We start from the raw sequence: 13203 nt of genomic DNA, 5'->3' as shown, positions 1-13203 counted from the left end.
ACGATGACGGTTTCGGCCTTGCAGGGCATTCCGAACCGCGCCACCGTGATTAAAACCGAATACGAGGACATCATGCAATCCATCAAGGCAGCCGTATGTCGGGCATTCGACAAACCCCTGGTCATAGAAGACGTACTGATCGCCCCGCCCGCCGCCGGCGAAGTCGAGGTCACCCTGGATGCGGTTGCGATCTGCCATTCCGACATTTCTTTCGCCAGCGGCGCCTGGGGTGGATTCCTGCCCGCTGTTTATGGCCATGAGGCCGCGGGTGTGATCACCGCAACGGGCGGCATGACCGAAGGGTTCGAGGTTGGCGATTCCGTCGTGGTGACGCTGATCCGTGCATGCGGTTCCTGCCCCTCCTGCGCGGGTGGCAAGCCAACCTTATGTGAAACACCCCACGACACTGTAAAAGGTCCGTTGCGCACCGCTGACGGGGGCCCGCTGGAGCAAGCAATGGCGTGCGGGGCTTTTGCCGAAAAAGTCGTGGTCAGCCACCGGCAGATCGTGAAAATTCCCGAGGCCCTGCCAAAGGATGTGGCCAGCCTGCTGTCTTGCGGGGTGATCACCGGTGTGGGCGCTGCCGTGAATGCCGCCGGTCTGCGCCCGGGTCAGGATGTCGTCGTGATCGGGGCCGGAGGCGTTGGCCTGAACGCCATACAAGGCGCACGGATTGCGGGTGCCCGGCGTATCGTTGCGGTCGACATGACCGAGGACAAACTGGCCATTGCAAAGGAATTTGGTGCAACCCACAGCGTTCTGGCCACTTTGGACGCACCATGGAAGGCAGCTTACCGCGCACTTGGCGGTCGAGGGGCCGATGCCGTCCTGATCACAGTCGGTGCGATCCCGGCCTATGACCAGGCCGTTCGCTATCTTGGCCGAGGCGGTAAGGCCATCATGATCGGGATGCCCCATTCCGGCGACATGGCAAGCTATGAACCTGTTGTCCTGGCCGCACTTGGTCAGGGGCTGATCGGGTCAAAGATGGGGGATGTGGTGATCCAACGTGATATTCCCTGGATGATCGACCTGTATGAACAGGGGCGGCTGAGGCTGGATGAACTGATCTCGGGCCGCTGGTCCTTGTCGCAAATCAACGAGGCGATTGCGGATACCAAAACCGGATCGGCCAAACGAAACGTCATCATGTTTGACAGGGCCTAAGCAGCCCCGGCTGGAGTATATCCTATGAAACTGCAGGATCTCGATATCATTGTCACGGCCCCCCCTGCTCCGGGTTGGGGTGGCCGGTACTGGATACTGGTAAAGGTTACCACCGACACAGGCGTCACCGGTTGGGGCGAATGCTATGCCTCATCCATTGGACCTGAAGCTATGTGTCACGTAATCCGGGATGTCTTTGAACGGCATATGCTCGGCGAGAACCCCGAGAATATCGAGCTTATGTTCCGCCGCGTCTATTCCAGCGGCTTTACCCAGCGCCCCGACCTGACCGTAATGGGTGCGTTTTCAGGGCTGGAAATCGCGTGTTGGGACATTCTGGGTAAAGATCGCGACCGTCCGGTTTATGCGCTTTTGGGTGGGCTGGTTAATCAACGCATCCGGGCCTACACCTACCTTTACCCCCTGCCCCGGCATGACCTGGCCGACTTTTGGACTTCGCCCGACCAGGCCGCGGAATGTGCAGCTGAAATGGTGAGCCGCGGCTTCACGGCAGTAAAATTTGATCCCGCTGGTCCCTACACGATCCGTGGCGGGCATATGCCTGCTATGTCCGACATCTCGATGTCAGTTGCCTTTTGCAAAGCGATCCGTGAAGCGGTCGGCGACAGGGCCGACCTGTTGTTTGGCACCCACGGTCAGTTCAACACCGCAGGCGCAATCCGGCTGGGTCAGGCGCTGGAACCCTATTCACCGCTTTGGTTCGAAGAACCTACCCCACCTGACATGATCGAAGACATGGCCCGCGTCGCTCGCAACGTGCGAATACCCGTGGCAACCGGGGAACGCATGACCACCAAAGCCGAATTCGGTGCAGTTTTGCGCGCAGGTGCTGCAGAAATCCTGCAACCCGCCCTTGGGCGTGCAGGTGGGATATGGGAGATGAAGAAAGTCGCCGCCATGGCCGAGATATTCAACGCCCAGATGGCTCCGCATCTCTATGCTGGTCCAGTTGAATGGGCCGCCAATATCCATCTGGCAGCCTCAATCCCAAATCTGCTGTTGCTGGAAACCATTGATACGCCGTATCACGACGCTTTGATCAAAGGTTCACTGCGCGTTGAAAATGGCTTTGTCGTGGCACCGAATGCGCCAGGGTTGGGGATCGAAGTGAACGAAGATCTGGCCCGCTCACACCCCTATACCGGCGATGGGTTGCACCTTCAGATGCAGGAAGAACCTTGCGACTATGCCAACGGCAACGCCTTTCAGGGCGGTGCCCCTGCTTCAAAGGGGTGACAAGTACTGAAATTCTGAGTCATATTGCGCCAAAGCCAAGTTTGGAACCAATACGCACGTGACAGTTCAAGACCACGAAACACTGAATACGGACGAAACTCCGCCCGGCATGCAGGAAAGTGCCGCACGTGCCGCCGCGTACCTGAAGACGCTGGCGCATGAAGGCCGCCTGATGATTTTGTGCCATCTGGGTGATGGCGAGAAATCGGTTGGTGAGCTGGAAAAACTGCTGCAAATCCGGCAGGCCGCAGTCAGTCAGATGTTGGCACGCCTACGAGAAGAACAGCTGGTGTCGACACGGCGCGATGGCAAAACCATCTACTATTCCCTGCAGGACGGAAATACAGCGAAAGTCATCCAGCTGCTATACGACCTGTTCTGCAAACCTGAAGCCAACCCCTAGTTCGAAACATAGCCGGCGATCACCTGCATCAGCTTGAAAGCGGTTGCGGCATCGTTTTCGACCACGGCCAGGAATTCTTCCTCACCGATACGCAGACAAGACAGGTCGGTTTCCGCAATCATGCTCAGGGCGCGGGGTTCCTTTCGGATCAACCCCAACTCTCCGACCAATGCGCCGGAGCCAACCGTTGCGATCAGTTGATCGGGACCTTCTGGTTGCGGCAAATACAGGCCTGCCTCGCCTTCCAAAACGACATAGGCCCCATCGGTGGGCTGGTCGTCTTTCAGGAACACCACCTCTCCCGGTTGGGCCTGGAACCAGCGCGCACCAAATGCCAGAAGGCGCAGCTGTCTGCGGTCAAGACCGGAAAACAGCGGCGTCTGTTCCAGCGCACGAAGCTTGCGCGCCAAATCGGCTGATGCTGCGCTATCTTCTTCCACGTCGGCGGGTCCTTCGTCTGAAACCACACGACCTTGCCTTATTTCTATGAACATGTCGAATACGTCAGGGTTTTCGTACTGATCGTTCAGATAAATCACCGTCGCATTTGGCAACAGGGCGCGCAGGTTTTTATAGACCGCAATCTGAGTTTCCATGTCATAGCTTGCCAAAGCATTATCCAGGATCAGAATGTCGGGTTTCTTGATCGTAGCCCGCGTAAAGGCCAAAGGTTCGGCGAAAACCGCAGGCAGGTTCTGCCCGCCCAGCGAGACCGGTACATCGTAAATCAGCTCGACCACCAAAGGTCGGGCTCCGTTTTCAGAAAGGACATCAACGATCAGCTTACGGACCTCATCTGATCGCGCGCCGCCGATCTGGCTGACCTTACCGAACAAAGCGTTCTCCATCACGGTCAGACCGGGGGCAAACTCGGTTTCCTTCAGCGGTACGAAGACATCATTCAGATGTTGCAGCAGTTTTTCGGAGTGGCTTTGCCGCAATTCAAGTATGCGGTTTTTCAATTCATCCGTAAACGCGGGACCAATCTGTTCAGCCGAGATGACAAACGGAACCGCCAAAAGGTTGGCCAGTTGCCCATCATCCAGACCGCTGACACCTTCGTTTCGGGTGCGCTCTACCAGTTCGACTGCAGCTTCGTAGACTTCGGCCTGCAGGCCAAGCTTGCGGAACAACGGGTGGTCCGTGCCGTCCAACCCAAAGATCTGGCGCAACATATCAATGACATCGCGCGTCAGGCTGACCAGGGTTTCGTCCAAGCCCAGCTCGCGCAGCTGGCCCAGAAACACGCCCTGACGGGTCAGTATTTCCTGAGTGACCGGAACGCAGGGTGTCGCGAAAAGTAGGTTTTCCGCGACCGGCAAGGCCGCATTATATGCATTGCGGTCAAAGATCAGAGCCTGCTGTTGCAGCCCAGCCTTGACCACCGCCTCCTGAACTTTGGGCCGTAGTTCAACCAGTTTTCTGACCAACTCGGGGTGCTCGTTGGCTTCGAATGTCTGTTCAGCACCGCGCTGAAACAGGGCAGCGCCCGAACCTAGACCGTCGATCAGTTGTAACCACCAGTCGCGCAGGTCTTCCACGGTGTTCAAACCAGCCAGCGACGGGTCCAGCCAATCAACTCTAAACGGGTCGGTACTGTTGCCCGCTCGTCTTGTTTCAGCAAAGCCGGGGTCGTCTGATTCTGTCGACAGAGGGCGAAGACGCATCGGCATCATCACATTGTCGCCCAAAGTTCCCTGAAACATAACCGGTCGCGATGAGGCAAAACCGATCCGCGCAGCAATGACTCCCTGATGTAGCTTTGACAAATCTTCCTGCCCGACCGTTACCCTGCCGGAACTGGGCAGGATCTCTCGGGTCAGCAATTCCGAAACCGCGCGCCGGTCTTCTTCGCTGGGCGCAGCGATTCCGATGGTTTTACCGCCTGGGAATGTCAGATCGAGGTCGTCCAGAACCAGATTCCCGTCCATGTCACGAACAGACGCATGTTTCAGAACAATATCCCCGTCCAGCCTGGGATGTTTGTCGGGCTCGCCCTCGAACAGGCTTTCGTCCTGCATTCCAGAGGGCGCAAAGCGTTCGATCACAACATCCCAGCGCAAGGACATATCTTGTGTCTGATTGTAATAGGTCAGCAACTCTTTCCAAGGCGAACTGAGATCCTTGTAAGCCGCCAAAGCCGCAACCAACGCACCCAACGAGACCGAGCCCTGCAAGACCAGAATGCCGCCAACCAGATAGAAAAGGAATGGGGTAAGCTGCGAAATGAAGTTGTTGATGAACTTCATAAAGAACTTTTTCTGGTAGATATCGAAGCGGATTTCAAACAACCGGCCCAGCTGATCCGAGATCATTGCCCGGCGATAACGCCAGCCACCATTTGCCCGCAGCGTTGACGCACCTGCTGCGTTTTCACCGATCTGTGCAGCCAGCACGCGCACTTCCTGGATGCGGCTTTTGTTCAACAGATTGATCTGGCGCTGCAGCTTTGGGATCAACCATGCCTGTAACGGGATCAGGGAAACGGCAGCAAGCCCGAACCAAAAGCTCTGTAGGAACAGGAAGGACAAGATCGTGATCATCTGTCCCGCCTGCAATACCGGCTGGCTGATCGCATCGCCCATCAGCCCACCCATCGGCTCGCTTTCAGCGGTGATCATCGACACCATTTCGCCTTGGCTGACCCGTTCGAAATAGGGTTGCGGAAATCTCAAGGCGCGGCTGATCATCTGATAACGGAATCGGCGCAGCATCCGTTCGCTCAGGACGCCTTTCATGGTGTTGATGCGCATTTTCATCAAACCATGCGCCAGAACGGCGAGCAGAAACCCAATGCATAATATGATCAGAAAATTCGTTTGCGACAGGCTGTAGCCCAGCACATCAACAACAGGGGTCGCAGCCCCGATCGCGTCATTGATGATGCGCTTGGGCAGTTCCAGCGTCAGGTAAAGCAGCGGAAACAAAGACGTGGTTACGGCCAGCAAAATCAGCTGGTCGCGCTTTGAATATTTCCAGATAAAACGGAAAATCGTGCGTTCTATGGAACCTGCCCCTGCTGCGGATCACTGACCCGGTCTTTACGAAATTCGCGTAAATTCAACAGTCTGAATTTACCGCAATCAAGCCTGCAGACGCAAATAGTTTCCGAATTGAACAGATATTTGCCGAATGTGAACAAGTTCATTTGCGCAACCTCACATTAGCCCCTACTGTTCGCTTTAGGACGATATCGGGAGGAGTCTTTTGCCTGCCACATTAGGCACTGTGTTATTGATGCTCTGCTTATTGCAGATCAAACATATGTTTGCAGATTTTTACCTCCAGACGCCCAAGATGCTGTCAGGCCGGGGTGAGTATTTTCACTGGGGACGCGCGCAACATGCTGCTGTGCATGTTGTTGGTTCGGTATTGGTCTTTTTGGTTTTCGGCGCTCCGCTGCCGTTTATCCTGATCATTGCCGCGCTCGAGTGGATAGTTCATTTCAACATCGATTTTGCCAAAGCCAGCTATTCCGACAAAAAACAGCTTATGCCGACTCAGGCAGCCTTTTGGCGGGCAGCCGGGCTGGATCAGTGCATGCATAATCTGACCTATGTGGCAATGGTCTGGGCCTGGGCGACATTCGCGGCCTGAACCAGAAATACCACAGCAATTCAGAGCTGAGAGGCCGATGGATAGAGCGATAGCCACCGCTGGTCCAAGGCATCAATCTTCTGCGGGTCGAACTCGGTCTCAACCTCCCAGTACCGGCCAGACTCCACGAAATATCCAAGATCCGACTCCGACCGTATGATCTCAGCCATCCCCGATGTAGAAGGCATCTCGACCGAAGACAAATCTTCGCTGTCGACCGAGGGGTAAACCAGTCGGCTTGGCCCTTCGGACAATCGCACTGTGCGACAGCCCTGCGCTGCAGCAAACAACCCTAGTCGCGCCGACTTCGCCTCGAGCAGTCGCAAGGTCACATCGGGTCGCAACGGATCTGCGGCTCCGTTGCCGTAGAAATGTGTCCGACCCTGTCCGGAATAGATCATATCGCAACCGCAATAAGCCAGAACCGAGGGCTGTAATGCAGACAAAGCCCAGTATCCGGCGGTAAAGGCCATCGTACCCCCGGCATAGACAAACCCACCGAAATCGTTCTGTATCGGAACGTATTCATTTGCAGTGACTATACGCTGAATGTCACTGACAGATGTGGGCATGTTCTTGGTCGGAAAATCCTCGGGGTGGATCAGAAAATCCCAGTCCGCGCGGACCCGCCAAGCATTGTTGATAGCGACTATATGCGTGAACGGTGTACGCGCCCAGTCCCGCGCACACAGCGCCGTGGGGGCGCTGCCGAGGATCAGAACCTTGTTCTTCGATTTGGTCATTATGCGTCCGGGCTCAACTCGATCCCGTGAATGCTAGTGCATCAGGACGTGTCGGCTAGCCCAAAACGGAAAAACTGCTTTCTTTGTTGATCGGGCGCTTGCGGGAATAGAAACCGACGTCGATTGTGCGTCCAATATAGGGCAGTTCAAATTGTAGCGGCGCACTGTCATGATCCGCCCCGTCTTCGCAATACCCGATCAGCGCCGTCATCATCTTGCCTGCAATCGGCGCGTTCTTGTACTGATTTCCACTGGATCCGCAGGCCATATAAAAACCGGGAAGGCTGGATTTGTCATAGATCGGAATCCAATCCGTAGACGCATCATATAGGTCCACCACACCGCGGGTCTTGGAAGGGATGCCAAGGCTGGGCACTCTCTGGGCATAGCGCATCGCTTGCGTCGTCCACTGGTCGGTAAAGTCACGATTATAGGTTACGTCATCTTCGCACCATTGATGTGGGTCGCATTCGGGGTCTTCCGAGCCCACCAGGATGTGGTTGCCATGCTCAGGCCGGCAATAGCAGGCGATATCGCTGTCCGACACGATTGTGCCGTCATTTTCAAAGTCAAACCCCTCGGGCGCAGGGACGTGAACGACCTCTTGGCGCAAGGGGCGGGTCTGAATGGTCATGTCATCCAGAACATCAGCCATCCCATTGATGATGGCCGAACCCGGCCCGGCTACGTTAACCACAACTTTCGCATGAATGTCTTCTCCCGATGCCAGCCTGACACCAGAAACTCGCCCGCCATCAGTCAAAATCTCGACCACTTCGGCCCCGGTTCGCACCTCGGCCCCGTGCTGTTTGGCGGCATCCATCAGGTTCTGTGCGGACAGGGCCGGATCGGTGACATACCCGGCCTGAGGCCAGTAAACGCCGCCTTGCATCTTGCGTCCGTTGGGCTGCCCAAACTCGGGGTCATCCATGCGACGAGCGGGGGCAAAACTGTCCTGCGAATAGACCGGCAGCCGGTCGGTGACCTGTTCGGGGGACCATTCCTCGAACGGGCAATTCAGCGCGGAACTGTTCTTCATGTGTTTTTCCAGCAGCCCGTTCGCCTCGGTTTTCATGACCAGACAGCCGGTTTCGCGGAATTGGGCCAGATCGGCGCCTTGCGGTAGGCCAAGATACTCGGCCCAGTCGCGCCAATAATGATAGCCTTCCCAGGCGAATGCCGTGCCGTCAAAGGTGGAATAATGCATCCGGATGATCGCGCAGGACCCGGCGGTTGAGCCATGGCCAACCTGAGCGTTCCGGTCCAGAGATACGGTTTTCCACCCGGCCTTGGCCATTTCGAACGCGATGGCCGCCCCGATCACGCCTGTTCCGATGATGATTGCATCTGGTTGACTCATGATGGCTCTCCTTTCCAGTGATGGCGCGAATAGGCGCTGAATTCTTCTACTTCCTCTGGCCTCGGCTCGACCCCGGTGAAGACATATAGATAATGAGGCACCATTGATATCCGCGTGGACATCGGTTCATTCAGCTGCGCCAGATCGTATCCTATCTGCATGTAATACAGCACGCGCGCACGGGTTTCCGCCTCGACCTCGGAATAGCCAAAGCGGGCAAACATGGCGTGCAGCGCTAGCAACCGTCGGGCGTCAGACTGGTCCAGCGCGCGCCGCACCTTGCCCGATTTGCGCGCCCAGTCGCGCACCGCGAAATCCAGCGCGGTGTCAAACAGGTCGGTATTGACGACACAGCGATGCACATTGCACACCGCACCGGTTATCGTCTTTGCCGGAGCTTCGGCCTGCGCGACCAATGCCGCGGTATTGGTGGCCTGCCACCGTGCCAGAAGAGCATCCAGCAGTTCCTGGCGCGATTTGAAGTACCAATAGAAGGACGACCGAGACACGGCCATCCGTTCCGCCAGATTCATCACCTTGATCTGATCGACCCCGTCCGAGATTAGCACATCCAACGCCACGTTCAGCCAGTCGTCGCGCGTGACCTTGATATTGCCGATCAGCGGTTCAGCTTCCGGATCGTCCCGGTGCAGGATGGGTTTCGTATTCATTTAACTCTCCGGCGGCGCGCCGCCCTCTTTGGTACGTTTGGCAATAAAGTCCTTCAGCGCGCCAATCTGGTCGCTGTTTTGCTCAGGTGGCTGAAAATTGGCCAAAATTTCCTTCCACACACCGGTCGCACGACTGTTTGCGTCCAACGATCCACGCTCGGCCCAGGTGCCGAAATTGGCATAATCATGGACATGCGGTTCATAGAATTCTGTATTGTAGCGTTCCATCGTCTGGCTGGATGCAAAGAAATGTCCGCTGGGCTCAACCTCGCTTAGCGCAGTGCCGAACCCAATTTCAGCCTCGCCAGCCTGCGCCCCGGCGCACAGCTCGGCCACCATGTTCAACACTTCGGCGTCGCAGACCAGTTTTTCAAAGGACACGGTCAATCCGCCCTCTAGCCATCCCGCCGAGTGAATGATCACCGTCGCCCCTGCCATCAGGCACCCCCACAGGCCAAACTGGTTTTCATTTGCCGCCTGCACATCATTGATGTTTGAAGCCGACCCCGCAGCCGAGCGCCACGGCAGGCCCAGATGCCGCGCCAACTGCCCGGCCGCCAGTGAGGCCTGAAAATGCGAGGGCGTTCCAAAGGCCGGAGCACCGGATTTCATATCCACATTGCTGGTGAAAGTGCCATAGCACACAGGCGCACCGGGACGCGCCAATTGCGTCAGGGTCAGTGCGGCCAACGCCTCGGCATGGGACAGGGTGATGGCCCCCGCCACCGTGATCGGTGCCATCGCCCCCATCAGCGTGAAGGGCGTGATGATTGACATCTGCCCGTGCCGAGCAAAGTCGATCAGCCCCTGCGCCATCGGTATGTCCAGCGTACGCGGGCTGTTGGTGTTGATGATCGTATAGCTGTGCGGAGAGGCCTGAAACTCGTCATCCGACAGGCCGCGCGCGGTCGACAGCATCTCAAAGCAATCCATCACCTGCGGTGTCCCGCGCGAGAAGAAGAATGGGAACTTGTCTGTCAGCTCCATCTGCGCCTGCGTGGTGAAATAGTGCCGCAGAGGGGTTGGGACATCCTGCGGTTCGACCTGCGGCGAGATCATTTGAAAGACGTCGAAATGATGGGTGAGTTTCAGGAACTCCAGATAATCCTGCCCCGTCGCCGGGCGACGCCCGCGCTCCAGATCGGTGGCATTGGGGGCCCCTGCCCCCGGTTGAAACACAAGGCTACCCAGTTCCAGCGTGAAATCCCGGTGCGACGCACCGGCTCGGCAGGTGATGGATTTCGGGGCCGAGGCAACGGCGGCCTCGACCATGTCGCGACCAATAAAAACCATTTCGCTATCGACATCAACGCGCGCGCCAGCTTTGGCAAAAATGCTCCGCGCCTCAGGCAGCAGCACCTTGATGCCCAACTCTTGCAACAAACGCAGCGCGGTTTCGTGCATGTCAGCGATCTGATCCGCCGGAAACACCTCCATCACCGGGAATGGATTCCTCAGCTGGCGGTAGTCGACCTTGCGGTTGGTCGCAGGCGCGGCATCAGCGCCACGCCCTCGCCTTCGTCGCCCACGTTCGGGGTTGGTCATTGTCAGCCCCGCATCGCTTTGCCCTGCGGATCATAGGGCGACGGCGCGATGACCCGCGCAGGTCGTTCAACCCCAACCACATGGACAGACAGTTCAGTGCCTGTTGCGGCCTTGTCACGATTGACCAGCGCCATCGCCAGGGACTTGCCGGTGTAGTGGCCATAGCCGCCCGAGGTGACAAAACCCACGTGCTCTGCCCCTGACCAGACAGGTTCGTATCCGCTGGCATCTGCGTCCAGAGCATCAACCTCAAGCGTCACCTGAACCTGCGCAGGACCATTGCCATCGCGTTCGGCCAAGGCGGCCTCTTTACCGACGAAATCCTTGTCCCAATCGATCCAGCGATCCATACCCGTCATGCCCGGCGTGTAAAGCTGAGTGAATTCCGCTGACCAGATGCCAAAGCTTTTCTCAAGCCGCGTGGACAGCATCGCGTTGAACCCACATTCACGAATGCCCTCATCAGCCCCGGCCTCAAGCAACATCCGGCGCAGCTTGATGTGATCACCATAGCGGCAGTTGATCTCATAGCCTTTTTCACCTGTGACTGACATGCGCGCAACGCGAGCCCTGACAAGACCGATATCAAAATCACCACAGCCCATGAATCTCAGGCCGGAGATGTCTTGCTCGGCCAGTTTTTCGATTACCTCCTGCGATTTCGGCCCGACCAGACCGAACCCGCAATACTCCTCGCCCAGATCGCGAACCTCGACTCCGTCGATCATATGATCGTCGAACCAGCGCATATGCCAGGCGCGCAGGTAATAGCTGCCCATGATCCACCAGGTGCCATCGCCCCAGTTCAGAACGGTCAGATCCCCTTTGAGCCGCCCGTTTTCACCTAGCATCGGCGCCAGCTTGGCTCGACCCGGCACGGGCAGTTTCGAGGCCATCACGTGATCCAGCCACAGCTTGGCATTTGGCCCGCTGACGTCGAACCGGGAAAAGCCTGAGATGTCCATAAGGCCGACGCCCTCGCGGATCACCTTGCATTCCTCGGCAACTATGTCATGCGCATTGGATCGTTTCAGCGTCGGGGTTTCTTCAAACCCTTTCGGCGCAAAGTACAGCGGAACTTCGAGGTCCCAGCTGACACCCCATTTGCATCCCGCTTCAGTCATCGCGTCATGAGCTGGCGCCATCTTCAGCGGACGACCGGCAGGCAGCTGTTCGTTCGGATATGTCATCACGAAACGGCGGGAATAGAATTGCCCGGTGGTTTCACGAATATAGCGTTTGTTCTGGGCAAAATCGCCATAGCGGGCAATGTCCAACGGCCATGCATCGGCCTCGGGCTCGCCATGGATCATCCACTCAGCCAGTGTTTTGCCAACGCCGCCGCCCTGCAGGAACCCGGCCATGACAGCGCAGGCGGTCCAATACCCGCGCTTGCCTGGAACCGGCCCGACCAGCGGGTTACCATCAGGCGAGAATGTAAACGCCCCGTTGACCCAGGTTTTGATGCCGACATTCTGGATCGACGGATAGCGTTCAAAGCCCAGCGTCAGTTCATTCTCGATCCGGTCAAGCTGCTCCTGAAACAGTTCCTCGCCATAATTCCACGGCGCGCCGTCCATGGCCCAATGTTCATGGTCGACCTCATAGATACCGACCAGAACGCCCTTTTGGTCTTGCCGCATATAGGTGAACCCCTCGAGGTCCACGGTCATTGGCATCTCAAAATCCGCCGCCGCCACTTCGGGCACTGTATCCGTGATCAGATAGTGATGTTTCAGCGGCGACACTGGCAGCTCAACCCCCGCCATGCGCCCGACCTGCTTGGCCCAAAGCCCCGCGGCATTGACCACGTGCTCGCAAGTTATAGTGCCCCTGTCCGTCACGACCTGCCAGCCATCATCGGTCTGGATCAATTCCTCGACCTTGGTCTCCTCGTAATACTCGGCACCGCGTTTCTTGGCAGCAGTTGCATAGGCCTGAACCGTACCGGTCGTGTCGATATAGCCTTCTCGATCGGCCCACATCGCGCCCAGAACGCCGTCAGTCGACATGATGGGGCAGCGCTTTTGCGCCTCTTGTGGAGTCAGCAATTCGCAGTCTTCGATACCGATAGACTGGAAGATACGATAGTTGGCCTGCAGCCACTCCCACCGCTCGGGCGTTCCAGCCAAAGTCAGACCACCGGTCATGTGCAGGCCGATATTCTGCCCGGATTCCTTTTCGATCTCGCTGAGAAGGTCGATTGTATAGGCCTGCAGCGATGCCATGTTCGGATCCGCGTTCAGCGCGTGAATACCGCCCGCCGCGTGCCAGGACGATCCCGACGCCAACCGCCGCCGTTCCAGCATGACCACATCTGACCAGCCGAATTTGGCCAAGTGATACAGAACCGAGGCGCCCACAACGCCGCCACCGATGACCACAACGCGATACTGAGATTTCATTATGCTCTCCCCTGCATGACTCGAGGGAGACGCTAGTGATACTGTTCACACCTGT

10 protein-coding genes are annotated in these 13203 nt (G+C 57.3%); 4 read left to right on the top strand and 6 right to left on the bottom strand.

Annotated features, from left to right (window positions below; translation table 11 throughout):
- The first annotated feature begins 72 nt into the window (after positions 1-72).
- From AC2FH9_RS19160 to AC2FH9_RS19150, 3 genes are all read left to right on the top strand, one after another.
- Complete coding sequence (locus AC2FH9_RS19160; protein WP_496698873.1) at positions 73-1167, top strand: zinc-binding dehydrogenase; 1095 nt, start codon at positions 73-75, stop codon at positions 1165-1167.
- A 24-nt stretch (positions 1168-1191) separates the two neighbouring features.
- A complete protein-coding gene (locus AC2FH9_RS19155) occupies positions 1192-2424 on the top strand; it encodes a mandelate racemase/muconate lactonizing enzyme family protein (protein WP_496698808.1) in 1233 nt (410 codons plus the stop codon).
- Positions 2425-2533: 109 nt separating this feature from the next.
- Positions 2534-2827 carry an ArsR/SmtB family transcription factor gene (locus tag AC2FH9_RS19150; RefSeq protein ID WP_142639497.1) on the top strand — a complete coding sequence of 98 codons (294 nt, stop codon included), beginning with the start codon at positions 2534-2536 and terminating at the stop codon, positions 2825-2827.
- Here the strand turns inward: AC2FH9_RS19150 and AC2FH9_RS19145 are convergent.
- Entirely contained in the window at positions 2824-5820 is a 2997-nt protein-coding gene (locus tag AC2FH9_RS19145) for an ABC transporter transmembrane domain-containing protein (RefSeq protein WP_425595606.1), read from the bottom strand. The two genes, AC2FH9_RS19150 and AC2FH9_RS19145, sit on opposite strands and share 4 nt — an antisense overlap.
- Before the next feature lie 244 nt (positions 5821-6064).
- Between AC2FH9_RS19145 and AC2FH9_RS19140 the strand changes: the two genes are divergently transcribed.
- Positions 6065-6424, top strand: coding sequence for a DUF3307 domain-containing protein (locus tag AC2FH9_RS19140; RefSeq protein WP_496692932.1), 360 nt, complete (start codon positions 6065-6067; stop codon positions 6422-6424).
- 20 nt (positions 6425-6444) lie between these two features.
- On the opposite strand, the gene AC2FH9_RS19135 is transcribed toward AC2FH9_RS19140, so the two are convergent.
- From AC2FH9_RS19135 to AC2FH9_RS19115, 5 genes are read right to left on the bottom strand one after another with little or no spacing between them, the layout of a single operon-like run.
- Positions 6445-7167, bottom strand: coding sequence for a hypothetical protein (locus AC2FH9_RS19135; protein WP_496709925.1), 723 nt, complete (start codon positions 7165-7167; stop codon positions 6445-6447).
- Positions 7168-7222: 55 nt separating this feature from the next.
- A complete protein-coding gene (locus AC2FH9_RS19130; protein ID WP_496690372.1) occupies positions 7223-8527 on the bottom strand; it encodes an NAD(P)/FAD-dependent oxidoreductase in 1305 nt (434 codons plus the stop codon).
- Complete coding sequence (locus AC2FH9_RS19125; protein ID WP_271951552.1) at positions 8524-9198, bottom strand: TetR/AcrR family transcriptional regulator; 675 nt, start codon at positions 9196-9198, stop codon at positions 8524-8526. The genes AC2FH9_RS19130 and AC2FH9_RS19125 overlap by 4 nt, the downstream gene beginning before the upstream one ends.
- Positions 9199-10743 (bottom strand): trimethylamine methyltransferase family protein, encoded by a 1545-nt coding sequence (locus tag AC2FH9_RS19120; protein ID WP_496872614.1) that lies wholly within the window; start codon positions 10741-10743, stop codon positions 9199-9201. It abuts the gene before it with no gap.
- 2 nt (positions 10744-10745) lie between these two features.
- A complete protein-coding gene (locus tag AC2FH9_RS19115; protein WP_496872612.1) occupies positions 10746-13148 on the bottom strand; it encodes a GcvT family protein in 2403 nt (800 codons plus the stop codon).
- Positions 13149-13203 lie beyond the last annotated feature (55 nt).

The sequence above is a fragment of the Ruegeria sp. CDSC081 genome (genome assembly GCF_059610485.1).
This window is presented reverse-complemented; position numbering and strand designations above follow the sequence as displayed.